General features: G+C 62.0%; 22 protein-coding genes. 4 read left to right on the forward strand and 18 right to left on the reverse strand.

Annotated elements, in window-relative coordinates:
- Positions 1–84: 84 nt before the first annotated feature.
- The 14 genes from EU811_RS07655 to EU811_RS07720 all read right to left on the reverse strand — a co-directional run bounded on the left by EU811_RS07655 (position 85) and on the right by EU811_RS07720 (position 13807).
- Positions 85–357 carry a hypothetical protein gene (locus EU811_RS07655; protein ID WP_142937898.1) on the reverse strand — a complete coding sequence of 91 codons (273 nt, stop codon included), beginning with the start codon at positions 355–357 and terminating at the stop codon, positions 85–87.
- 8 nt (positions 358–365) lie between these two features.
- Positions 366–1451 carry a C2 family cysteine protease gene (locus tag EU811_RS07660; protein ID WP_142937899.1) on the reverse strand — a complete coding sequence of 362 codons (1086 nt, stop codon included), beginning with the start codon at positions 1449–1451 and terminating at the stop codon, positions 366–368.
- Entirely contained in the window at positions 1452–1997 is a 546-nt protein-coding gene (locus EU811_RS07665) for a hypothetical protein (RefSeq protein ID WP_238703334.1), read from the reverse strand.
- Positions 1998–2208: 211 nt separating this feature from the next.
- Positions 2209–2628 (reverse strand): ATP-binding protein, encoded by a 420-nt coding sequence (locus EU811_RS07670; protein WP_142937900.1) that lies wholly within the window; start codon positions 2626–2628, stop codon positions 2209–2211.
- Positions 2621–2953 carry an STAS domain-containing protein gene (locus tag EU811_RS07675; RefSeq protein ID WP_142938005.1) on the reverse strand — a complete coding sequence of 111 codons (333 nt, stop codon included), beginning with the start codon at positions 2951–2953 and terminating at the stop codon, positions 2621–2623. The genes EU811_RS07670 and EU811_RS07675 overlap by 8 nt, the downstream gene beginning before the upstream one ends.
- The gene (locus EU811_RS07680; protein WP_142937901.1) at positions 2943–4919 is read right to left on the reverse strand and encodes a glycosyltransferase family 2 protein; all 1977 of its coding nucleotides are present in this window, start codon (positions 4917–4919) and stop codon (positions 2943–2945) included. The genes EU811_RS07675 and EU811_RS07680 overlap by 11 nt, the downstream gene beginning before the upstream one ends.
- Positions 4920–4938: 19 nt before the next feature.
- Complete coding sequence (locus EU811_RS07685) at positions 4939–6057, reverse strand: PP2C family protein-serine/threonine phosphatase (protein WP_142937902.1); 1119 nt, start codon at positions 6055–6057, stop codon at positions 4939–4941.
- A gap of 146 nt (positions 6058–6203) precedes the next feature.
- Positions 6204–6671, reverse strand: coding sequence for a thioredoxin-dependent thiol peroxidase (gene bcp, locus EU811_RS07690; protein ID WP_142937903.1), 468 nt, complete (start codon positions 6669–6671; stop codon positions 6204–6206).
- Between the two features lie 81 nt (positions 6672–6752).
- Positions 6753–7619 carry a winged helix-turn-helix domain-containing protein gene (locus EU811_RS07695; protein ID WP_142937904.1) on the reverse strand — a complete coding sequence of 289 codons (867 nt, stop codon included), beginning with the start codon at positions 7617–7619 and terminating at the stop codon, positions 6753–6755.
- Between the two features lie 10 nt (positions 7620–7629).
- Positions 7630–8979 carry an allantoinase AllB gene (gene allB, locus EU811_RS07700; protein ID WP_142937905.1) on the reverse strand — a complete coding sequence of 450 codons (1350 nt, stop codon included), beginning with the start codon at positions 8977–8979 and terminating at the stop codon, positions 7630–7632.
- A complete protein-coding gene (locus EU811_RS07705; protein ID WP_142937906.1) occupies positions 8972–10141 on the reverse strand; it encodes a glycerate kinase in 1170 nt (389 codons plus the stop codon). Before EU811_RS07705 ends, allB begins: the two co-directional genes overlap by 8 nt.
- Positions 10142–10165: 24 nt before the next feature.
- The gene (gene gcl, locus EU811_RS07710) at positions 10166–11941 is read right to left on the reverse strand and encodes a glyoxylate carboligase (protein WP_142937907.1); all 1776 of its coding nucleotides are present in this window, start codon (positions 11939–11941) and stop codon (positions 10166–10168) included.
- 136 nt (positions 11942–12077) lie between these two features.
- On the reverse strand, positions 12078–13118 hold the full coding sequence (locus tag EU811_RS07715) for a 2-hydroxy-3-oxopropionate reductase (protein WP_274595831.1): 1041 nt from the start codon (positions 13116–13118) through the stop codon (positions 12078–12080).
- Complete coding sequence (locus EU811_RS07720; RefSeq protein WP_142937908.1) at positions 13004–13807, reverse strand: hydroxypyruvate isomerase family protein; 804 nt, start codon at positions 13805–13807, stop codon at positions 13004–13006. Before EU811_RS07720 ends, EU811_RS07715 begins: the two co-directional genes overlap by 115 nt.
- Positions 13808–14227: 420 nt before the next feature.
- Between EU811_RS07720 and EU811_RS07725 the strand changes: the two genes are divergently transcribed.
- Positions 14228–15724, forward strand: coding sequence for a hypothetical protein (locus tag EU811_RS07725; protein WP_238703335.1), 1497 nt, complete (start codon positions 14228–14230; stop codon positions 15722–15724).
- A 71-nt stretch (positions 15725–15795) separates the two neighbouring features.
- On the opposite strand, the gene EU811_RS07730 is transcribed toward EU811_RS07725, so the two are convergent.
- Complete coding sequence (locus tag EU811_RS07730; RefSeq protein WP_142937909.1) at positions 15796–16251, reverse strand: VOC family protein; 456 nt, start codon at positions 16249–16251, stop codon at positions 15796–15798.
- A gap of 105 nt (positions 16252–16356) precedes the next feature.
- On the opposite strand from EU811_RS07730, the gene EU811_RS07735 reads away from it, so the two are divergent.
- A complete protein-coding gene (locus EU811_RS07735; protein WP_142937910.1) occupies positions 16357–17343 on the forward strand; it encodes a helix-turn-helix transcriptional regulator in 987 nt (328 codons plus the stop codon).
- Positions 17344–17576: 233 nt separating this feature from the next.
- On the opposite strand, the gene EU811_RS24700 is transcribed toward EU811_RS07735, so the two are convergent.
- From EU811_RS24700 to EU811_RS07750, 3 genes are all read right to left on the reverse strand, one after another.
- Positions 17577–18359 carry a competence protein CoiA family protein gene (locus EU811_RS24700; protein ID WP_446698044.1) on the reverse strand — a complete coding sequence of 261 codons (783 nt, stop codon included), beginning with the start codon at positions 18357–18359 and terminating at the stop codon, positions 17577–17579.
- Positions 18360–18720: 361 nt separating this feature from the next.
- Positions 18721–20526, reverse strand: coding sequence for an ATP-dependent nuclease (locus EU811_RS07745; RefSeq protein ID WP_142937912.1), 1806 nt, complete (start codon positions 20524–20526; stop codon positions 18721–18723).
- A gap of 183 nt (positions 20527–20709) precedes the next feature.
- On the reverse strand, positions 20710–21201 hold the full coding sequence (locus EU811_RS07750) for a hypothetical protein (RefSeq protein WP_142937913.1): 492 nt from the start codon (positions 21199–21201) through the stop codon (positions 20710–20712).
- A gap of 893 nt (positions 21202–22094) precedes the next feature.
- Between EU811_RS07750 and EU811_RS07755 the strand changes: the two genes are divergently transcribed.
- The gene (locus EU811_RS07755; RefSeq protein ID WP_142937914.1) at positions 22095–23090 is read left to right on the forward strand and encodes a LacI family DNA-binding transcriptional regulator; all 996 of its coding nucleotides are present in this window, start codon (positions 22095–22097) and stop codon (positions 23088–23090) included.
- A gap of 196 nt (positions 23091–23286) precedes the next feature.
- A complete protein-coding gene (locus EU811_RS07760; RefSeq protein WP_142937915.1) occupies positions 23287–24600 on the forward strand; it encodes an ABC transporter substrate-binding protein in 1314 nt (437 codons plus the stop codon).

The raw sequence follows: 24600 nt of genomic DNA on the forward strand, positions 1-24600 counted from the left end.
AACTTGACGACCGCAAACCGGATCGCTCTCTCACGTCCCGGGCGTTTAATCGGATCGCTCTCTCACCCCGTCCGGCGCCGACGCTCAATCGGTGTCGTTACCGGCGTCGTACGTTAAGGTCGCCGATGCGGCGGTGGTTCCTTCCGCGGGTTGGATCGACGTGACCGTCAGCAGGCCAGCACCCGGAAGGGTGACCGACTGCCCCTCGCGGAAGGCCTGCTTTCGCTGCTGTTCGGCGGTCCGGATCCAGAACTGGATGGCCGGAGCGCCGTCCGCGATGCCGATTTTGACCACTCCGACCTTGACGCCGTCGAAAGTGGGCTGCATGCCTTGCTTGACTGTTACCAGCTGTTCCACGGCCATCCTTACTTCACGTCCACGGAGTACACGGAGTCAAAGTTTTCCTTGTACTCATCCTCGGTCAGTTCCAGGGTGCCGGACTTGAGGTCGTCGTCGCCTTCCATGTAACCGCCGGAGGGTCCCCACGGGTTGGCCAAGACGATCACTTTTTCGCCGTCGTCGTTGGTTTTCACATCAACCACAACGTACGCATGGTTGGGCACGACGTCGGTTCGGTTGACTTCGTCGGACTCCCAGACCCAGTCGAAGTCGTCGTCCTTGACGTCCTCGGTGCCCACGGAAATGGCCTGGCCGTCCGAGAGTTTGTCCTCAATAGCATCAAAGTTCAGTTCGCCATCCTTGTCAGCGGACTGCCCGGTCATCAGCTCCATGGCTTCGTTGCTGAAGCCGCCGTCGATGTCGTCATAGGACCCGCCGCGGTGCTCGGCTGCCGCGCGTTCGTAGATGGAGAGCCAGTTGGGTTCGCCGTCGGCGCCGCGGACTCCGCCGTCAACAGACTTGGCCTCCACAGTGACCTCCACGGGTTCGCCATCTTCGTAAAGAGTGACAACCCAGTGCGTTGGCGGGTCGCCCACGGGGCGCATGTGTTCTTCGAGGAATTCGTCGAGTTTGCCTTCGCGCTCCAGCACCTGGGCCACCGAACCGATTCCTGCCAACAGCCAGCAGTCGCCAATCTGTCCTTGATTGATGTCGCTGGGGTCCCCGGCATCGGGGTCGTTGCGGACATCGCCGGGCACATCGACGTCGGGCTTATCCGGATCCAGTGGACCCGGGTCGCCGGGAGGGTTCGAATCTCCCCGCCCGGAACGATCGGAGCCCGAGGAACCCGAGCTGGACTTGTCCTGCTCGTCCGCATTGCGGATCAGCTCGTTGGCTTGGTTCTGCAGTTCGCTGGAGATCTTCTTCAGCATGGGACGGTGCTCGGAGTCCCAAGCGGTGCGGAACATCACGGCGTCGCGACCATCCCACGGCGCGTTGCTGATGAGGTTGCTCAGTTCCATGGACAGCGAGGTCATCCGTTCGGACTGCCTCGACATCGTTTTGGCGAGTGCCCGCAATTGGGCAATATCAGCACCGTAGAATCCCGCCATTTATCTGTCCCCCTGAGGAATTTCGTTGGAATCGCAGTTCTCGGACGTGACCGGAACAGTGACGCTGAGGTACGCCGGGCTCTTGGATTCGATGGTCACCGTGGCCCCGGAGCCATTCGTGCTGCGCGTGACCACCCAGCCGCCCGGGACTGGATCCGTGCCGTCGAAGGCAGAGAATCCGTGCTTTTCCAGGACGGGATCGGCTGCGGCGAAGACGTCCTCAAAGTTCTTGGAGGGCTCCACGATGTCTGCGCTGCTTTTCATGCTTCGCGGCGAGAGCATGCACCTGCCGTCTTGGGTGCGGCTCATCCTTGCCGGATCATCCACGGTCCAGGTGATGTCCGGCATTTTCGCTTCCAAGGCGGTAATTAGGTCAGCGGTCAGCGCGTTGTACTTGGCGGCGCTTTCGGCCACGGGCGCGGGCTCGACGGTAACGGCCGGAGCGTTGCTGGGTTCCCGTTTTGGGTCGTTAGGGGTGTTGCTGCAGCCAGCAGTAACGGTCACCACCGCCAGGGCAGCAACAAGCGCCCAAGCGTTTCGGTGCATGCGGCGGTTCATTTCGTTCCCCAATGTTGTTAGTGCTCGACGGCGGATCTCACCGAATGCTGTCACGCTGCGTTGCGCTTTGGCCATGGGCAGAACAACCCGTTGCACTTCAATGTTCGGTTCAAGGGGGTGGGATGTGAGAGAGCGTGCGGTTATGACCGGTGGGATGTGAGAGAGCGTGCGGTTATGACCGGTGGGATGTGAGAGAGGGTTAGGTGTTGCGGGTCAGGATCCAGGTGTTGGTGCCGTCCTGGCGTTCGAAGGTCACTGTGGTCACCAAGGCTTCGATGAGCGCCAACCCACGCCCGGACTCCGCCTCCGCATCCGGCATGGACGCCTGCATGTCATCCGCGAAGGGCTCCCGGGCGTTGTGGGCGCTGACCCGGGCAATCAGCCGGGAGGGCTGGACGCTGATGTCGACGTCGATCTCTACGGGCTTCTCCGCCACAGGCTCCGCATGCTGCACGATGTTTGCGGCGGCCTCGATCACGGCCGTAGCGAACGTCATCCGGTCCATGTCCGGCACGAAGGAGGCGTCGTCCCAGAGGGCATCAAGCTCGTTGTGGATGGCTTCGATTGCTTCCTCATTGGACGGCCCGTGGAATCCCCGGCGGGCAATGACCTCAGTCATCGCCGAACGCCTCCTCGGCTGAAGGGTAGGCCGTGAGTACCCTGTCCATGTTGGTCAGTTCCAGGACCATCTTGACCTGTGGCTGAACGCCGGCGATCCGGAGGTCCCCGCCGGCTTGTCGGGCGGCTTTAAGGCAGCCGATCAGGGCGCCGAGCCCGGAGGAATCCATGAAGTCGGTCTCGGCCAGGTTCACCACAACACGGCTGGACCCACCGGCCACCACTTCGTTCACTACTTCGCGCAGCTTGGGCGCAGCAACCATGTTCAGCCGGCCCACGCTCTTCACCTCCGCGTAGGAGTCTTTGACCTCGTAGCTAAACTGCATCTGCATTCCTCTCCTCGGGGCGCTCCGGCCCAACACCTTCAGGCTCAAAACCCTTGTACAAAACTGCCTTGACCAGAACGCTCAGGACCACCAGGTCGAACGCAACCCATGCCACGTTCACCAGTGTGCCCAAGGGCTCGGACATTCCGGCAAGAAGCCGGATAAGGCCAACTACCAGCGCTATGGCAAGCAGCACCGCCACAATGATCTGGGGACGGATGAGGCTCCAACTGGGTCCGCCGCTCTGGCGTGCCTTGGGGGTGACCGCGAACCCGAGGGGACGCCCGAACCAAACGTTCCGTGCCGCCGTCGTGCAGGCCTTGATCCAGGTGGGGAACAGCGCAAGGCTGTACTGCTGCCCGCGCCAGGTGGGAATGCCGTGCCCGGCCACAAGGAACAAGAGTTGGTTCACCACCATGAACGGGATGAAGCGGATGAAGAAGTCGTAGCTGAGGCTGCTCACCGGGAGGATGCCGAGCGTCAGGTAGATGATGGGCGCGGCGAAATACACCACGGCCGCGAATCCGCTCAGGTAGCTCCACATGGTGGAGAAGTACATCAGCCTCTGGCCCCACGTGAGCCGGCGTTGCACCAGCGGATTCTCGCGGAGCAGCACCTGCATGGTGCCTTGGGCCCAACGGAGGCGCTGGGTGAGCATGGTTTTGAGGTCCTCGGGCGCCAGACCGTTGGCCAGGATTTCGTGGTGGTACACGCTCTTCCACCCCAGGCCGTGCAGGCGCATGGCGGTGGCCATGTCCTCCGTGACGGAGATGGTGGCCAGCGGCATGATCGGCTGGGCTTCGTCGGAGCGTTCCACGGAGATGGCGTCAAGGACGGCGTGTACGGATTCGAGCGCGCCCAAGGGGGACCAGTCGCGTCCGGACATGCGGTCGACGGCGTCACTCGCCACGGTGGTCACGCCCGACTCTCCGACGTGGGCGAGTTCCATGGCGGCGATCTCTTCGAGGTCGGATTGGAGTGCGGAGAAGTCGGCGGCCACGAGGGTGCGCACAGCGTCATCCACTTGGCGGCGGACCCGGTAGGTGATTTCGCTGAGGGATGCCCCGGCTTCGAGTTCCTTCTGGGCGGACTCGGTAGCAGCCTCAACCTCGTTGAGCATCTGCTCCACCAGCGGATTCTCCGCCTCGGGTGACCGCCGGGCCTTCTTGATGGCGGTCCGGGATGCAGCGAGGGCACGCCGGATACTCTTTTCGGTGGCTTTGACGTAGCCCACCAGGCCCAGTTGCATGAGGGCCTCCCGGCGGAGGATCGCGTTGGAGCCGCAGAAGAACGCGGCGTTCCACCCGTCCTTGCCCTGCTGGATGGGACCGTAGAACAGGGGTGCCTGGCTGCCCAGGGGATCGTCGGCGGGGACGTTGATGAAGTATTGCGGGGTCTGGACCAGTGCCACTTTGTCGTCGTTGAAGTAGCCCAGCGTCTTGTCCAGGATGTCCGGCTCGGGGATCTGGTCGGCGTCGAGGATCAACAGGTACTCGCCCGAGGTGAGCATCAGCGCGTTGTTCAAGTTGCCCGCCTTGGCGTGCCGCGGCATGTCCGGGGTCCAATCGGCGGTTCGCGTCACGTAACCGATCCCGTTCGACTCGGCGAGTTCGCGCATCTCCGGGCGGTTGCCGTCGTCGAGAATCCAGGTGCTGTGGGGCCAGCGAATGTCCTTGGCGGCCAGGGCGGTGGTCATCACCAGGTCAAGGGGCTCGTTGTAGGTGGTGATGAAAACGTCCACGGTGGCAGTCTCGGGGGCCGGAGGCGGTGGCTTGCGGAACTTGATGTTCCACACCGTCAGGCCGAACAGCATCACGTCAATCAGGCTGTATGTCTCGGCAAGCACCAGCGGGACCGCGATCCACCACGCGTCCCAGTTCAGCGAGGCCATCCAGCGCCACGCAACATAGTTGACGCCCAAAATGACTGTGAGAAGAACGATCAGCCGGGTCCAGAAACGTGTCACAAATCCCCCCTTTTGTTATCTACAGTTCTGCGTGTGGTTTTCGGCGTACGACGACGGCGGTTACGTCATCTTCAGCGGTTGACGCCGGTGCCAACTCCAGCAGGGCGGCGCACACGTCGTCCGACGTAGGCCCGGTGCGCGCCACTTTCTCCACGTTCCGTTGGAACTCCTCCAGGGAATCGTGCGCGTCCAACACGCCGTCGCTGACGATCACCAAGGAATCGCCCGGCTCCAGTTGCAGCTCCGAAGCCGGCCACAGTTGGTCGTCCAGAATCCCCACCGGCGGACCCGCAGAAACCAAGCGGCGAGCCGCCCCCTCAGCAGGAACGTGCAGCGCGAGGCCGTGACCGGCGTCGATGTAGCTCATTGTCCCGCTGGCGCTGTCCAGCCGCGCGTGGAACATGGTGACGAAGGACCCCGACTGGTCCAAGTCAGAAGTGATGGTGGCGCTGGCTGAGCCAAACGCGGCGTCAATGGCCGGGGTGTCAGCTACCGAGCGCATCACTGCACGGACCGTTGCTGCGATGAGGGCGGCTCCCATTCCTTTGCCCATGGCGTCGGCGAAGGTGAGGTGCATGCCGTCGCGGGTCTGGTACCAGTCGTAGAAGTCCCCGCCCACGCTGCGCGAAGGGCGGAAGGCGCCTGCGACGTCGTAGCCCTTGAGGCGGACCGTTTCGCGCGGCAAGAGGCTCTGCTGCACCACCGCTGCGCGGGCGAGCTCGTCCGTTTGGCGCTGGTCCTCGGCGGGTGCGGCAGGCGTGCGGGCCCGGCGGAACAAGGCGCGGATACGGGCCTGGAGTTCCTTGGGGCTGAAAGGCTTGTTGATGTAGTCGTCGGCGCCTGTGTCCAGGCCGTTGAGCCGGTCAATCTCATCGGCACGGGCCGTGAGCATCAGGATGTATGCGTCCGAGAATTCGCGGAGTCGGCGGCAGACTTCCATGCCATCGATGTCCGGAAGGTTGATGTCCAGCGTCACCAATTCGGCGTTGGTTCTGCGGACAGCCTCGACGCCGGAGAGACCGTCAGGTGCTTCGGTCACCACAAAGTCGAGCTGCTCCAGGACGAGAACAAGAAGTCCGCGAATGTCAGCATCGTCTTCGACAACGACAGCGTGGCGCACGGGCGTGGGAGAGACCATGGCTCCATTAACTAATGCTGCTGGGTATTTGTCACGTTTAGTCACGACACATGAAACGCCCGCTCACAAAAGTGGGCGGGCGTTACACGATTTGTGCAGTTATGTGAGAGAGCGATTCGCTCAAGCACGCGGGATGTGAGAGAGGGTTAGACGCCCAGCTCTTCCTTGAGCGCCTGGACGTGGCCCTGGGCGGCAACCTGGTACTGGGTGAGCTTCACGGTGCCTTCGCCGTCCACCACAACGGTGGAGCGGACCAGGCCTTCGTGGATCTCGCCGTCAACTAGCTTCTCGCCCCAGGCGCCATATGCCAGGGCAACCTTGTGGTCTTCGTCGGAGAGCAGCGGGAAGGTCAGCGCAAAGTCACCCGTGAACTTGGACAATGCCTCCGGAGCGTCCGGGGAGATCCCGATAACCTCGTAGCCCTTGCCCTGCAGGCTGGCCAGGTTGTCGCGGAAGTCGCAGGCCTCGGTGGTGCAGCCGGGGGTGGCGGCCTTCGGGTAGAAGTACACAATGACGTTGCGTCCGCGGTAGTCGGACAGCGAGACCTTGGTGCCGTCGGCGTCGAGAAGCGCGAAATCAGGTGCTTGCGTTCCGACGAGGAGTTTCTGGGTCATGGCGATCCTTTACGTTTCACCGGCAAACAGCCGGCATTCATCATTCAAAAAACGGATTGTCTATAGGACAGAACAGCGAACTTAGATGCTGTATTCCGCAGGTCCGCGCACTGTGGCATAAGGGCCTGGCACGAACTGGTAGCCGCCACCACGGACGGTGGCGACGGTGTGTCGGGCGGAGCCGAGCTTCCGCCGCACCCTTCCAACATAAACGTCGATCGAGCGAAATGCCGCGCCGGGGAGGTCAAATGACTCCAGAAAACGTTGCAATTCTTCACGACTGATGGCCCGGGAGCAGTTCACCACGAGGTAGCGGAGCAGCTTGTATTCCATGCCAGTAAAGGCAACCGGCTCGCCATCCAGGAGGACTACTTCAGCGGCGAGGTCTACCGCAAGTTGGCTGCGGCGGCTCGCCAACGTTACGGGCTCGACGGCGGTGCTGTCACCCGTTTCGGACTGACCCCCTCTTCCGGTTTCGGTGCGTCCCCCTCCGCCGGACAAATCACCCTCGCGTGCGCTGGTGAATTGTCCGTTGGAGGGTGAATTTCCGGCAGCGCGGGCGTCCGAACGGGCGTCCGCGAGGGCATCGGCGAGCGTTACCGTACTCGAAGAGCGCCCGTTGGTACCGGCGTCGGCGGCTTCCTGCGGAGTGCCGCCCCAGGAAGTGTCGCCGACGCCGGAGTGCTCTGCCCCGGTGGCGGGCCACATGCGGACTTCCGCCTCCGGGGCAAGTTTCATGGCACGGGCCAGCACAAGTCGTGCTGCCCGCTCCCAGACCTCAGGATCGATTTCGTCGCCCTCGGCGGGGTTGACCCAGAGGGCCAGCCCGTGCGCTGTCAGGCCGTTCCGATCGTTGAGGTTCCGAGGATTCAGGCCGGTGCGCCGCGCGGAGACGCCGCGTGCTGCGGGTCCTCGCGACGGCGGTGGCCCGTAGGCATTGACTGCCATGACGGTTGACCTAAACGTTGCCGCGGCGGAGCAGCTTGCCGCCGGGGTTCTGGCCGTCGATGGGGGTGCCGCGCAGGTAGGTCTTGCGGACGACGCCGGCCAGCGGACGGCCGTCGTACGGCGTGATCGGGTTCTTGTGCTTGAGCTTGGTGACGTCCACAACGAAGGCTTCGTCCGGGGCGAAGACGGAGAAGTCGGCATCGTAGCCCAGAGCGAGCTGGCCCTTGTTGTGCAGGCGGGCCAACGCGGCGGGCTTCTCAGCCATCCAGGAGACAACTTGTTCCAGCGGGATGCCGCGGTGGCGGGCTTCGGTCCAGATCAGGGAAAGGCCCAGCTGCAGCGAGGAAACGCCGCCCCATGCCACGGCGAAGTCGCCGTTTTCCAGGTCCTTCAGGTCCAGTGTGGAGGGGGAGTGGTCCGAGACGATGCAGTCGATGGTGCCGTCCTGCAGGCCCTTCCAGAGGAGCTCGCGGTTGGAGGCCTCACGGATGGGCGGGCAGCACTTGTAGGCCGTGGCCCCGTCGGGGATTTCTTCGGCCATGAGCGTCAGGTAGTGCGGGCAGGTCTCAACGGTGAGGTTGACGCCGTCGCGCTTTGCCGAGGCGATCATCGGCAGGGCGTCGGAGGAGGAGAGGTGCAGGATGTGGGCGCGGGCGCCGGTCCAGCGGGCGCGTTCAATGACCTCGGCGATTGCCTTGTTCTCGGCGCCGCGGGGACGGGATGCCAGGAAGGTCTCGTAGTGGTCGCCGCCGGGGTGCGGGGCGCGGTCGATCGCGTGGGAGTCCTCGGCGTGCACGATCATGAGGGAGTCGAAGGACTTGAGTTCCTTCATATCCTCTTCCATCTCGTCAGCATCGAGGTGGGGGAACTCGTCCACGCCGGAGTGCAGGAGGAAGCACTTGAAGCCGAAGACGCCTTCGTCGTGCAGCGGGCGGAGGTCGGCCTTGTTGCCCGGGATGGCGCCGCCCCAGAATCCGACGTCCACGAACGCCTGGTCCTTGGCTACGACGCGCTTCTGCTCCAGGCCGTCCACGGTGGTGGTGGGCGGGATGCTGTTCAGCGGCATGTCGATGATGGTGGTCACGCCACCGGCAGCTGCGGCACGGGTGGCGGAGGCGAAACCTTCCCACTCAGTGCGGCCGGGCTCGTTGACGTGGACGTGGGTGTCCACCAGGCCGGGGATGAGGGTTTCGTCGTCTGCGAGTTCGATGACCTCGTTGCCCGTTAGGCCGTTGCCCAGGGGTTCGATGGCCACGATGATGCCATCGCGGATCCCGACTTCGCGGGCTGCGATACCGGCGGTGGTCAGGATGCGCTGGCCCCGGATAACGAGGTCATAGGCGCCGATTGCTTCAGACATTGAGGTACTCCTTGTTTTCGGTCCGTTCCGCCAGGTACACGCCTATGTGCTTACCTAATTGTTCAAGCAACGGACCTGCTTCAGCGATACATTTTTGGACATCTTTTTCCAGATCGGTCAGTGCGTGGACCGTGTGGAAGCCGGCATCCGTGAGTTGTTCCCGGCTTAGGGTACTCCGCCCGCACACTGCGATCACGGGAACCCCGTTCCGCTGCGCTGCACGCGAGACGCCCATGGGGGTCTTGCCTAGCAGGCTTTGCTCGTCCAGGCTGCCTTCTCCGGTGATCACCAGATCGGCGCCCTTCAGGCGTTCTTCCAGTTCAGTGAATTCAAGCACGACGTCGATGCCCGGCCGCCGCTCTGCCTTCAGCGCCGCGATGGCAATGTAGCCAACGCCGCCTGCTGCTCCTGCGCCTTCTGCCTTGGCCGCGAATTTGGCATGTTGCCCGGTTGTGGATGCAAGGACGTCGACGAAGTGGCTCAGTGCCGCATCGAGCGAGGTGACGTCGTCCGGCGTCGCGCCCTTCTGCGGACCGAAGATGGCTGGGGCTCCGCTGGCCCCCAAAAGGGGATTGTCGACGTCGGACGCCAACACGAACTCCGCTGCCTCAACGCGGACGTCGAAGTTGGAGAAGTTGATGCTGTTCAGCTGTGCCAAGGCGGCACCGCCGCCGGGGAGCTCGTTGCCGTTCTCGTCCAGGAAGACGGCGCCGAGGCCCTGCAGGACTCCTGCGCCGGCGTCGGTGTTGGCGCTGCCGCCTACACCCAGGATGATCTTGCGGCAGCCGAGGTCCAGCGCGGCGCGGATGAGCTCGCCCGTGCCGATGCTGGTGGCTGTCTTGGCCGTTTCCGACGTGGGGCCGTCCGGGAGGAGGGCGAGACCGGAAGCTGCCGCCATTTCGATGACAGCTTCCTGGTCCCGCACCGCGAAGTCGGCCTTCACTGGCTCGCCGAGCGGGCCGGTGACGGTGGTGGTCCGGCGGGTGAAGCCGGAGCCGATGGCGGCGTCGATGGTTCCTTCGCCGCCGTCGGCCACCGGAATGCGTGTTGCTTCAAAGCCGTTGTGCCCGTAGCCCGCCAGCAGCCCTGTTGCCAGGTGCTCGGCGACGTCGGGCGCGGACAGCGAGCCCTTGAATTTGTCCGGGGCGATGACAACACGCATTCCGGTGCCTCCTTACTGTTTTCTCTAGGCCTTGGTCAGGATCGCGGTGGGTGCGTCCGCCGCGGTCTCTGCCAACTCTTCGAACTCGTTCACGCCGTTGATCTCAACGCCCATGGAGATGTTGGTGATCTTTTCCAGGATTACTTCAACCACCACGGGAACCTTGAATTCGCCCATCAGAGCCTTGGCCTTGTCGAAAGCGGCAGGCAGGTCGTTCGGGTCCTCAACGCGGATGGCCTTGACGCCCAAGCCCTCGGCAACCTTGATGTGGTCCACGCCGTAGCCGTTGGTCTCCGGGGAGTTGATGTTCTCGAAGGCCAGGGAAACGTTCTGTTCCATGTTGAAGCCGCGCTGGCTCTGACGGATCAGGCCCAGGTAGCTGTTGTTCACCACAACGTGGATGTACGGCAGGTTGAACTGTGCGCCTACGGCCAGTTCCTCGATCATGAACTGGAAGTCGTAGTCACCGGACAGGGCAACAACAGTGGCATCCGGGGTTCCACGAACAACGCCCAAGGCAGCGGGAGCGGTCCAACCCAGCGGGCCGGCCTGGCCTGCGTTGATCCACTTGCGGGCACCGAACACGTGCAGCATCTGTGCGCCGGCGATCTGCGAGAGACCAATGGTGGACACGTAGGTGGTGTCGCGGCCGAAGGCCTTGTTCATCTCCTGGTACACGCGCTGCGGCTTGATGGGCACGTTGTCGAAGTTGGTCTTGCGGTGCAGGGAGCCCTTGCGCTCCTGGCACTCGGCAACCCAACCCGAGTAGTCCGGCAGGGTCTTTGCTGCCTGGCGTTCGCGGGCCAGCTCCAACAGACCGTCCAGCGCCGCACCGGCGTCGGACGCAATGCCCAAGTCCGGCGAGAAAACGCGACCGATCTGCGTCGGCTCAATGTCGATGTGAACGAACTTGCGGCCGGCCGTGTAAGTGTCCAGACCGCCAGTGTGGCGGTTGGCCCAACGGTTGCCGATGCCGATCACGAAGTCGCTCTGCAGGAACGTCTCGTTGCCGTAGCGGTGCGAGGTCTGCAGGCCAACCATGCCGGCCATCAGCTGGTGGTCGTCCGGGATGGCGCCCCAGCCCATCAGGGTGGGGATCACCGGAACGTTCAGGATCTCGGCCAGCTCAACCAGCTGGGCCGAAGCACCTGCGTTGATGATGCCGCCACCGGCAACGATCAGCGGGTGCTGGGATGCGGTCAGCAGGTCCAAAGCCTTTTCCAGCTGCTTGCGGGAAGCCTTGGGCTTCTCGATGGGCAGGGGCTCGTAGGCGTCGATGTCGAACTCGATCTCGGCCATCTGAACGTCGATGGGCAGGTCCAACAGAACCGGGCCCGGACGACCCGAACGCATCAGCTGGAAGGCCTTCTGGAACGCACCGGGAACCTGGCCCGGCTCCAGGATGGTCATGGCGAACTTGGTCAACGGCTTGGCGATGGACTCTATGTCCACAGCCTGGAAGTCTTCCTTGTGCAGCTTGGCTACGGGTGCCTGGCCGGTGATGCAGAGCATGGGGATGGAATCAGCCTGGGCTGCGTACAGTCCGGTGATCATGTCCGTGCCAGCGGGGCCCGACGTGCCGATGCAGACGCCGATGTTGCCATCAGCTGCGCGGCTGTAGCCGTCGGCCATGTGGCTGGCGCCTTCAACGTGGCGGGCCAGCGTGTGGCGGATGCCGCCGTGGGCACGCATTGCTGAGTAGAAGGGGTTGATCGCTGCGCCGGGCAGACCGAAAGCTTCGGTTGCGCCTTCCTTTTCCAGGATGGCTACGGCCGCATCAACGGTGCGCATCTTTGCCATGGTGTACTCCTTGTTTTTTGCCCTTTCGGGCGAAGTCTGTGGTGTTTTTGGGTGTGGTGAGGGAGCCGCCGTCGTTTAAGTACGACGGCGGGTTCCCTGCTTTCGTTGCTTTAGTCCGGCTTTGGCCGGGGGTGCTTTACTTCCGGCCGCTGAGCTGGAGGACCTGCTTGAAGAGGCCCGAGTGGTCGAGGCCGCCGTCGCCCTGGTTGACGGTTGCGGCGACGAGCTGTGCGACGACTGCGCCGAGCGGGACAGCGACGTTGGCTTCGCGGGCTGCGGAGGTGACGATGCCGAGGTCCTTGTGGTGGAGGGCCAGGCGGAAGCCGGGGTCGAAGTTGCGGTCCAGCATCTTCTGACCCTTCTGGTCGAGAACCTTGGAACCGGCCAAGCCGCCGCCCAAGACCTTCAGTGCTGCGTCGGTGTCTACGCCGTAGGCCTCAAGGAAGGCGATGGCCTCGCCGAGGACCTGGATGTTGACGGCCACGATCAGCTGGTTGGCTGCCTTGACGGTCTGGCCGGAGCCGGACGGGCCGACGTGGACGATGGTTTTGCCCACTGCGTTGAGGACATCCTGTGCTGCCTCGAAGTCAGCCGCTTCGCCGCCGACCATGATGGACAGGACGGCGTCGATTGCGCCCTGTTCGCCACCGGATACGGGAGCGTCGAGCGGGCGGATGCCGGCTGCTACTGCGTCGTCCGAGAGGCGCTTGGCCACGTCCGGGCGGATGCTGGATGCGTCGATCCAGATGGTGCCCTTCTTCGCGTTGGCGAAGACGCCGTCCTTGCCGCTGACTACACCCTCAACATCGGGGGAGTCCGGGACCATGGTGATGACGACGTCGGCGTCCTTGACTGCGTCAGCGATGCTGGTGGCACCCTGGCCGCCTTCGGAGACGAGCTTGTCGATCTTGTCCTGGCTGCGGTTGAAACCGGTGACCGTGTGGCCGGCCTTGACGAGGTTGATGGCCATGGGGAGGCCCATGATTCCGAGTCCGATGACTGCAACGTTGCTCATTGTTGTTCTCTTTCTGAAAGTCTTTTTTAGCTCAGGTGTGCTGGATGCTAGTTGGCGTTGGCGCGCTGGCGGATGGCCCAGCTGAAGGCCGATTCCTGCGGTTCCTTGTACTCGAGGCCGATGTAGCCGTCGTAGCCGAGTTCGCGGCTGCGGGCGATCCATTCGCCGAGGGGGAGGTTGCCGGTTCCGGGAGCGCCGCGGCCGGGGTTGTCGGCGATCTGGATGTGGCCGAAGTCCTTGGCGTGGTTCTCGATGACGGATTCGACGTCGTCGCCGTTGACTGCCAGGTGGTAGAAGTCGGCGAGGAGCTTGATGTTCTGTGCGCCGGATTCTGCCTTGACGCGGGCGATGACCTTGAGTGCGTCTTCGGCGGTGAGGAGCGGGTACTTGGGTGCGCCGCTGACCGGTTCGAGGAGGACGGTGCCGCCAATACGTGCGACGCCGGCAGCTGCTGCGGCGAGGTTCTTGGCGGCGAGTTCGTCCTGCTCTTCAGGGGTGAACTCGTCTTGGCGATTGCCGTAGAGGGCGTTGAAGGCCTTGCAGCCGAGGCGCTCACCGATGCCGGCTACGACGTCGATGTTGTCCTTGAATTCGGAGCAACGTCCCTTCCAGGAAACCAGGCCGCGGTCGCCGCCGGGCATGTTGCCGGCGTTGAAGTTCAGGCCCGTGAGCTGAACGCCGGCGTCCTTGATGGCGTTCTCGAATTCGCTTACTTGTGCGTCGGTGGGGACGGAGGTTTCGAAGGGCCACCAGAACTCGACGGCGTCAAAACCGGCTGCCTTCGCGGCGGCGGGGCGCTCGAGCAAGGGCAGCTCCGTCAGGAGGATGGAGCAGTTCACTGTGTACGTCATCGTAGGTCCTTCCGAGGAGGGGCTTTGATCTATCTTCCGGGTTGCTTGGCTGCTGCCTTGGTGCTTGGCTTCAGTTTCCGCTTTGTGGAATTTAGATTCTGCTTTATGAAAAGTTTAGGGAAGGAGGGGGTGGGAGTCAAGGGGGACCGAGACTCACACGTAGTGCTCGCGACACGGCATGCGTGCCTCATTTGACAAACGCTCGCGAAATCACGGGCCGCTGTGGGCGCGGCGGCAACGATGAGGGGGGACCTGTCGATGGCAACGCGTAGGGAAATCACGAAGAAGTACGCAGCCGATTATGCGAAGTCTTCAAGAACGCCAAGGGATTGGTTCTGGACGAGCTGGTCGCCGTCACGGGCTGGTCCAGGGCCAGCGCCCGGCGGGCGCTCTCCACCGCGCGCCCTGGACTTGAGGCTCGTGGATCCCGCATTGTTCCAGCACGGACCCACCAAGATCAGCGCCATAGCTGACCTGCTGGCCAGCGTGTACGAAGAACACAAAGACCGCATCTTCACCGACCCCTCCACCGGGGAACTGGAACCGGCCCGTGGTGCCTTGCAGCTGGTCTTCTGCGACTTCGGCACACCTTCGAAGAGGTGGAACGTCTACGGCGAACTCAAAGACCAGCTCCGCCGCCGGGGAGTGCCCGAACACATGGTCAGGTTCATCCACGAAGCCAAAAACGATAACGAGAAAGGTCGGCTGTTCGCAGCCGCCCGTTCCGGACAAATCGCCGTATTGGTTGGGTCACCTCGAAAATTGGTGTCGGCACGAACATTCAAAAACGTGCCGTGCACCTGGTGGACATGGACGCGCCATGGCGGCCGGCCGACGTCGAACAACGCCACGGCCGCATCCTGCTCCAGGGCAACCAGAACCGCGAAGTGCGCATCTCCCAAGTCGTCACCAAGGAATCCTTCGATTCCTTCGTGGCAGGGACTGGAGCGGAAGTACCGGTTCATCAACCAGATCATGCGCCGTCGTCTGGACGTCAGGGAAATCGAAGACATCGGGGATGACACCCTGAACTTCGCCCAAGCCAAAGCCATCACCAGCGGCAACCCGCTGGTACTGGAAAAGGCCGTCGCCGACCAGAAACTCGCCCGCCTCAGCCGCCTGGACCGGGCGTACAACCGCAACCTCGTCGCGGTGAACCACACCAAACGCGGAGAACAAGCCGCAGCCGACGCAGCAGCCCAAGACCTGCCACTGATCCACGCCGCCGTAGCGCGGACCGTGGACACCACCGCGGACGCCTTCAAAGCCACCATCGGCGGCCAGAGCTTCGACAACAGAACCGACGCCGCCGAAGCCCTCCGGACATGGGCAGGCAGGCAAGACCACCGGCTCATGAACCTCTACGGCGACGACGAACTCGGCACCATCGCCACCCTCGGAGGCCACGAACTCCGGGCCAAGCTCGTACCCGGACGGGACCTCGACCGCTCCACGGTAGAGGTACGTGTCGAGGGTGTGCCCAGGGCGACCACCCAGATATCCCGCAAGGGTCTGCTCTCAGCTGACCTTGGCACCATCAGGCAACTCGAAAACAGGGTGTCCTCCCTGCCACGGCTCGCCGCCGACGTCGAAACACGACGCCAGGAAGCCCTCACCCGTATCGAGCAAGCAGACAAGGCGCTGGCAGAACCGTTCAAACACACCGCAGCACTCAAAGCCGCCCAAACCAACACGGCACGCATCGATCAGCTCATGGCCGACGCAGCAAAACCGGACGAGCCACAAGAGCCCGAAACCGCGCCTCAAAGTGACCCACGCCTGGAGAAGATGCAACGCCTCATGAAAGCCTCATTCCCGCAGGCGCCAGGCACGGCGGCCACAACACCCCGAGCCGCGACGGCACGTGCCGGGATGATTGGCCGTCCTCGAGGGCAACAGAGCGAATACGAGCGGTGAATCGCTCTAACGCTCTGTACGGAGACCAGCGGGAATGTAGCGGGGGTACTGCGATGGGTGCAGGCTGCGGATCAGTTCGCGGTGACGCTGACACTCCAGGTGACGCCGAACTGGTCGGTGAGCATCCCGAAGCCGGCGCTCCAAGTGGAGGCGGCGAGGGGCTCGACGATCTTGGCATCGGCGGCTAGGCCGTCCCAGTAGCCCTGCAGCTCCTCGATGCTGTCGGAGCTGATGGAGACAAACAGAGCCTGCTCAGTTACCGTCGTGTGGTTCACGCGGTGGGTCGCGCCACCACTGGCGATACCGCCCTCGGTCCGGCCGGGGATGTCGTAGCCCATGATGCGGAAGCCGTTCTCGGCGGCAACGGCCCCGAAAACCACCTTGTCCGAGCCCGGGACGTCTGCGGGCATTCCGAAGTCGGCGTAGGTGTTGATCATGATATTGCCGCCGAAGACAGAGCCGTAGAACTCCAGCGCTGCGCGAGCGTCGCCGAGGAAGTTCAGGTGGGTGGTGGTCTGGATGCTCATTTGTTGCTCCTTAACGTTGGATACCGACCGAACCCGGCTGGTATGTTCCAGCCTTCCAGTCCAGTAGGTCAGCTAGTGTCCTACTTCGGTCGTAGAGTTGAAGACATGACCACCCCAACGTCGCGACTCCTGAATTTGCTGTCTTTGCTGCAGACTCGACGTGACTGGCCGGGCTCAATGCTCGCTGAGCGGCTTGAGGTCAGCGACCGGACTGTGCGGCGCGACATCGAGCGCCTCCGTGAGATGGGCTACTCGATTGACGCGACAATGGGAAGCGACGGCGGGTACCGGCTCGCAGCTGGCAGTGAACTGCCGCCGATGCTATTCGACGACGATCAGACCGTGGCGATCGCTATCGCACTGCAGACCGCCACCATCGCGGGGGCTGAAATCGGTGAGGGTGCCATCCGGGCTCTGGCCACGATGCGGCAGGTCATGCCTCCACGCTTACGTCACCGTCTCGACGCGCTGGAGGTCACCGCAATCCTGCAGCGGCCAAGAGAAGGAATGCCCGGGGCTATCTCCATGGAGGTGCTGCTGTCGCTGGCGACTACGATCCGCGCCTGCGAGGTTCTCCGCTTCGACTACGCGCCGCGCACCGCGCCTACAGAGGACCCGTTTCACCCTCCCCGCCGAGTTGAGCCGCACCACCTCGTCACCGCGCAGGGCCGTTGGTACCTCCTCGCCTGGGACCTTCAGCGAGACGACTGGCGCATGTTCAGCGCCGACCGGATCACACCTCGCACCCCCACCGGTCCCAGATTCACCCCACGCGAGGTACCGGGAGGCGACGTGAATGAATTCGTCTCCGCCCGCTTCAAAGGCGCCAACGTCAATCAGTGGCCCTGCCGCGGCACTGTCATCCTCAATCTACCCATCGAGGAAGTGCTGCCGTTCGCAGGCGACGGCACCGTCCGCCCCTACGGCGACGACCGCTGCACGCTCGAGTCCGGATCGTGGTCCTGGGGCTCACTCGCCTCATCATACGGCCGCTTCGAAGTGCCGATGGAGGTCCTCGACCCTCCCCAACTCGCCGAGGCATTTACCGTACTCGCCAACCGCTACCGTAACGCTGCCACTATGACCCAATGAGATCTCACCTGCCGTCCCAGCCGACCCGCCACGATCATCCCTCAGCCTGCCCTGCCGGAGTCAAAAACGACCGTTATTGACCTCAGGCATAATCTGAAGGACGGTGCCCGGGGGAGTATGGATTTCCGAAGAGTCAGAACTCAAGGTCGATATCTAAGTTGGTCAGAATGGGAGACGAACGTTTCTGACATCCAAAGTGCGTCGCCTCAAGAAGCGCAGGCTTCTTCCATGCGCTATCCAGGGAGAATGTACTTCTGGAGTGAGGCTGGTAGCTTCATCTCTCCACTGGGCAGGATGCCCCACTGCTCGAGTGGAGCAAGCGCGAAGAAGGATGGGCTGAAGGGGTAACGCAGGGCTGTGGGGTGGATGTAACCAGCTTCACCGCCGCGGCAGAGTAGAACTCCAACAGCTTTGCGTTCAATATCGATTACTACGCTGCGGCCAGGTGGTCCAACTACAGGCCTGACAACAGTGGGGGACCACAGCCAAATGTCCAGCACCCGGCGTCGGTTGTAACCGCCATGGCGCCTGGCCCAGTCCGCCGTGTTCAATGGGGAACGCTGAAGCTCAAATGCTATATCGACTCCGCTACTCAGGGTCGCCCCAACGTCACTTCTTAGGCGCGCTCCATCGAGCCAATGTTCTTCCCGGACTGATCCAGGGATTATGCACTCCTGATTCCTTGCCCAGTTGGCGAGTAGACGTTTGCCTTGAACATGTTGGGCTGTTTCCCCATGCTGTCCTTTTCCCCAAGGAGATGCTCCTGGAGGGTGGCGGAAGTAATTGCCGCGGTCCCTCGTCTCAACCAGTACGACAGGCACCGTGGATCCATCTTCCAAACAATCGATGCAGACAATTTGCTTGGAACCTCTAAATCCATAGTGGTCGTAGTACGCCGCACCTGCACTCCGCGCCATCTCTTCAGCAAATGCAACCGATCCGTCCGCGGTGTTTATCGCCACCACCGGCTCGAACAGCCCCCATTTCCGCGGCTGCAGCTCGTGGATTCCTTCCATGGAACCAGTGTGGCGCTGAGTACAGACACTTTTGAGCCTTGGCGTACGGGTGTCTTAGGAAACTAATGATTCATAAGACAGGGTGGATGGCCGTGCCCCTGAACAGAAGCAGCAAGAAATTCCCTGAGTTGAGGGGCCCTCGGCCTTGGAAAACGTCTTGGTATATCGTCTCGCCGTGAAGTGTATTAGCAGAGAGTTGGGGATGGGCTTCTGAGTCGCAGTGAGCTTGCTTTGGCGAACGGGCGCCCTAAATCGATGTTCGCTGGGGTGCTCGGGGCTTTCGGTAGGCTACTTGCCGGGCTGTACCGGCAAGTGATGGAGGACCGACAAGGACCGCTCAGCGATAGGTTCGTGGCCGTCCTCATTTTGATTCGGGACGTTGACGATCAAGTTTTGCGGCCCCAGCGCTCAGGATGCGGTCAATGTGCGCTTGGGTCGTCTGGTTGCATTGCTGCCCGTCTGCCAGCGAAGCCTGCAACCAGCCAGGGCCCTTCCTCGCTTCGATTTCTGGGGCGAGACGCTCGAGTTCCCCCTCTCGAACCAGGACTATGCCTGCATCCTCCAGCAACTCGAGGAGCGCGCTAACTGCCTTCCGGGCGGAGCCCTTGAAGGCCGACATGCCATGGTCCTTAACCGGGGTCCATGGCGAGCCCTGGGTTCGGAGTTGGGCGAGCACGGCCTCTTTATCTTTAGGAGAGAATTGTGCGTCTCGCTTTCCGTTCAGTGCGGCGATAATTGCGTCCAGCACATGGCCGACTTTGGCGGGTTCTCTTCGTGCTTTCAGGTCGACGGTTGCAAGCCTCCACTGCTTGGTCATCTCATCCGTCCAATTTCCGCCAACAGACTCGACTAAGGTTTGCAGCTTCCTTTGGTCGGAGAGCATATCCAGATCGGGGGCGGCCACAACCGGAACATCAACGGCGGTAAGTGCAGCAGCTACTTTGGCCATGCCATCTTTTCCACCAGTGGGGATGAACAAAATTTCATTTCTGGGTAGAGGTCCCTCCGTCCGGCGGTCGCAGTCGACTGCTGCGGCCAGATATGCGCAGTCACCTTCGGCCTCCGCAAGCACCACAAGACGATGGAAGAGACCGTCCAGCACATTTGTGTACTTCAGTACCGGGTCAGTCCAGAGGCCCCGCAGTTGGACTGCATCGAGCTGGCTTGCTTTTGGAGTGCCCTCGCTCCGGGACAGCCGAACGACCGAAACGTCTACTCCTGAATCGAGAAGCCCGGTTATGAAGCTGCGGTCGTGAGTCGCAATAAGAATCTGAATGCCTGTTTTTGCGGCCAAGCGCCCCAGCTGTGCACCGAGAGCGTGAGCCTGGGGCGGGTGCAGGAACGCTTCAGGTTCATCGAGAATGACGACCCTATAAGTCGCTGTAACGATCGGAAGCAATTGGCCCATCAAGCTCCGCATTCCGTCACCTTGCTCATCGAGCGGTCGTAGAGATGCCATCCGATCGCGATACTCGACGGGAATGTCGTTTATGCGGGGCGCTTCCATTCCCATTTCCCCAACGCGGAGGCGAACCGCGCGACCAAGCGTGTCAAGAGTCAGCGGGAGCCCGAACACGTCCCGTGACACGCTACTCACCTCTTCGAGGAGAGTTTTTGAGTCCTGTAGATAGTGAACCGGATGCTGTGGTGGATCCCCAGCCATTTCACGCATCTCCGCCACACTTCCAAGCGCGAAACGACCTTGGGCATTGCCATAGAAGACCAGAGAACTGGCTAGGTGCCCAAGTTCCATGGGCGGATCCTTCCAGGTCATAACCAGGGAGCTAGGGGGAAGGACATTCCCTCCTAATTGGAAGCCTGCGGATGAATCTCTGACCACAAAATCCGAGTTCTGCCCCAGCCATGAAACGACATCGGCCTCACTACCTTGGGCATACAGATCAAGTGAGTCGACGGCCACTCGAGGTTGCTCGTGGTATCCGGGGATGTGGGATAGCTTTTCCGACACTTCGCGGAGCACCGTTGACTTGCCGGCGTTGTTGGCACCAACAATGGCGGTGACCCCTGCACGCTGGAGTGGAATCGATTGGCCACCGAACAAATTTATGCGGTCGATAGCAAAATCAAAATTTTCCGCTTTCCCGTTTACTAAGTGCGATTGGTCCGGGAAGGCCGCTTTAAGACGCTCCGTCCAGTCCTGTGTCAAGATGTTCCCCCTTATTTCTCTCACCTGTATCTGTGGCAGTCGTTCGGCAAAACCGCCGAACGGCGACCGCCCATTTTGACAGAATCTCGCTAGAGTCGGCTTCCGATATCGATCATGACGATCCCACCAAGTGAACTCGCGGGCTTGACAAACTATCACACCGCCATGCAAGGGGAAGCACGACTATGCCCGACCACGTCGGCCGATGTATTCGACCATCATCTCTTTCAGGGATCGGTAGTTGTCACCGACGTAGCCATGAAAATCCGAAGAGACTAAACACATTTCCCAGCCTTCCTCTCCGATGCTGTACGGCTTGCCGAAGAGACGACGGTGGGTCTCGGAGCGTGCGTAGGTGGGGACAGCCCGATGGCCATCCGTGGTCAACAGGTACTCATAGATGTCCCAGCACTCTGCGACCTTGACTCGTGAGATGTCTTTACCGCGCGTCCGGTCCGCGTACCGGCTGCTGGAGTTCGGATGCTCGTGGTACTCGAACGTCACATGCTCGAGGACTTTGTCCGGTCTTATCCCGAGACGTGAGGCGGCGAGCAGGAATTCCTTTGCCAGCTCGGCCCCTTGTTTTCGGGCTTCCCGCTCTCGGGCCGCTTCCTGCAGCATCCGTGCAGCATCTTGCGTCCTTTTAGCCGCCAGCGCGTCTTCAAGCTCACCCATGAGTTCAGGGTAGCTGCCCAGCTAGTGGCTCCGTCCAGTGACACAGCAAATCAAGAGCCAGCCCCACGAGGAGCCGATCACAGCACTCAGTTGGGTGACCAATAAAGGTCGTCTTCGGGCCGGAGAACCAAGTGCAGGAGCGTCACGACGCAGGGGATGTGCCAGGGGGCCACCGCTATCGGCCGAGCATTTGCTAGCGCTTGTTCGTCCTGCTGACTGTGCGGAGTGAGCCAGCAAAACTCAATGGTCGAACTCTGAAGTTGACTGCCACAACCTTGGGATAAGCAAACCAACCCTCACGATGGAACAACGTAAGAGAGGCTGCATCCCACTCAAGGTGCGTAAGCATTTGCAGGACGTGATTGTCAGTGACGGATAGGCCATCACCTGCGCGGAGTAATACGTAAGGGATCTTCATTGTGATGGTTCCCCTGACTTAACGGAGTCAACGGCAATGCCGGGACGAAGTTACGTTACAGGGTGAACTCCTCTGGATCGAAGTCTTCCACCCGCTAAATGAGAATCTCAACAATGGATCCTTTGACGCAACCCCTCTCCTAACGTCATGGTCAATCCATATGCCTTTGTATCAGTGGTTTGCGATGTCTGAGCAAACTGTCTCATCTTGATTTTCTCAATGTTGATGAGTTCACGCCTTTGACGAGACTTTGGCAGGTGGTGTTGGTTCTTTGTGTAGCGTAGTGGCACGGCACGCCCCATCCCCGAGTCGGTACCCTTATGACCGATTTCAGTGATCGCGCCAGCGGTGTAACTTCGACTGACCCATCAGCCCATATCGCTCTCCATACTCCAGCTATGCTGAGGAACGCCGGTTGGTACGGCAGAGGCATGGCGGCAAGGATCCTCCTCACTGCCCGCGAAAGGACATACGAATGGCTCGGCCGACAGTTCAGGATGTCGCGAAGACTGCGGGTGTGTCCGTGGGGACGGTATCGCGCGTCATGAACGGAAGTTCGGCGGTCAGCGCGGCGGCCAAGGAGAAGGTCAACGCCGCCATCAAGGAGCTCAGCTACCGCCCTCTCGCCTCGGCACGAGACCTAAGACGAGACCGCACAATGCGCGTCCTTGCCCTCGCCAAGAATCTGGACTCGCTCGTGATCAGCGAAGTCTTTCGAGGTGTCGGCGACGCCGCCGCGGACTCCGGCTACGTCAGCCTCATCGCAGCCACCGACGGAGACCTCGACCGCGAACAGCAACTAGTCGATATGCTGCGCAACGGCTCCGTAGACGGATTGGTGATCTTTTCGCCGACGATGCCGGACGAGGACGTCAACACCGTCGCCGAGCAAATGAGCGTGGTCCAGGTCTGTGAAATCGTCGACGCCGAGGCAGCGTTCGGCGTGTCCATCGATGACCGCCAAGCCGCATACGACATCACGAAACACCTGATCAATACCGGCGCCAACAAGCTGGCAATGCTTGCCCATAGAGGCGCCCGTTCAGGCCGGCTGCGCGAAGAAGGATTCCGGCAGGCCCTCAAGGAAGCAGGCTTGGAAGAAGACCAGATCCTGCTGGGAGAGGGCAACTTCGGCTTCCACGCCGGTCGTAGTCTCACAAAGAAGCTCCTGGAGACGAAAGACCTTCCGGATGCAGTCTTCTGCGGAACCGACGTAGTCGCAGCAGGTTGCGTCCGTGAACTCACGGACGCCGGTCTTAGGGTTCCCGAGGACATCGCCGTAGCCGGTTTCGATGACTCAGCCCAGGCAGAAATGTGCGTCCCGGAGCTCACTACCGTAAGACAGCCGGCGTATGAGATGGGCCGAGTCGCCTTCGCTGAACTCCTGGACCGGATGACCGTCGAGGGCTCACACCGCCGCGGCCGGACGTTCCTCCCGCACGAACTCGTCATCCGAGACTCCACAAAATAAAGAGGGTTGACAGCCCTCAGTGGTCCCTGTCACACTACTTTGGAATCGATTCCACGGCCGCAAGGCCGATTCTTTTGAACACATTTGGAATCGATTCCACGAACCACAGGCAACACCGGCAAAGAAGCCACCCTCAGCACGCGGGACAGCCAGAACGCGCACTGAACGCCACCCACAGTCACCAAAGGAGCCACTTGTGGACTTGAACCGACCTGCTCTACCGCTCCAGAACAAAGCCACCCGAAAGACGAAGGGCCTCGGAGCCGCAACCGCAGTAGCAGCCGCCCTCCTCCTCAGCGCATGCGGCGGGGGAGCCGCACCCCAAGGTGCCGAGCAAGCGGCAGCTGCCGATCCGGCGTCGGGCGCTAATGCCAGCGGCGCCGTGAACATCTGCGGCGTCAAGGACGCGAGCGGTATCTACAAGGGCACAGCGGAGGCGTTCACCAAGGCGAACGGCAAGGTCACGGCCAAGTACACCGAGATCGGCGCCACCACGGATGAGGCCCGCACGCAGATCGTGCAGCGGCTCGAGGGCAAGTCCACTGAGTGCGACCTCTTTGTCACGGACGTCATCTGGACCTCCGAGTTCGCCTCGCAGGGCTGGCTGCTGGACCAGACCAAGCTGGTGGAGGCCAACAAGGACCGGCTCATTCCCTCCACTGTGGAAACTACCAAGTACCAGGACAAGTACTGGGGCTCGCCGTTCTTCACCAACGCCGGGTTGATCTACTACCAGAAGGACAAGGTGGCCAAGCCCGAATCTTGGCAGCAGCTCTACGCGGAAGCCGCCAAGGCCCCGGGCAACGGATACGTCTACCAGGGCAAGCAGTACGAGGGCCTCACGGTGAACTTCCTCGAAATGCTCTACAGCGCAGGCGGCGAAGTCCTCAACGACCAGGGCGACGTCACAATCGACTCCAAGGAAACCCGTGACGTCCTCAACTTCATGAGCGACGGCCTCAAGAACGGCTCAGCCGACCGCGCCGTCCTCACCTACAACGAAGACCCCGCCCGCCTCGCGTACGAGTCCGGCGACTTCGGATACCAGCGCAACTGGCCGCACGTGTATCGCCTGCTCAACGCGACACCGCTGGCGTCGAGCTTCGCGGTCGCGCCGTTGCCGGCATGGGAAGGCGGCAAGGCTTCCGGCGTGCTGGGCGGCTGGAACCTGGCGATCTCGGCCCACTCCACCAACCAGGCTGGAGCTGTCGCGTTCATCGACTTCGCCACCACGCCGGACTGGCAGAAGCACGTGGCTATGGACTACTCCCAGGCCCCGGTCAACGAAGCTGCCTACTCTGACCCGGCGGTTCTCCAGAAGATGCCGTTCGCCACGGAACTCCTCGCCTCGGTGAAGGGTGCCAAGCCGCGCCCGATCTCCCCGGTCTACCCGCAGATCAGCCAGGCGATCTACAAGAACGTCTATGCCGTCCTCTCCGGCACTGCCTCCACCGAGGAAGCCGTGCAGAAGATGGCCGAGGAAATCACCACCGCCAAGGCGAGCTTCTAG

It is taken from the genome of Arthrobacter sp. TS-15, from assembly GCF_006964045.1.
Classification (GTDB): Bacteria; Actinomycetota; Actinomycetes; order Actinomycetales; family Micrococcaceae; genus Arthrobacter.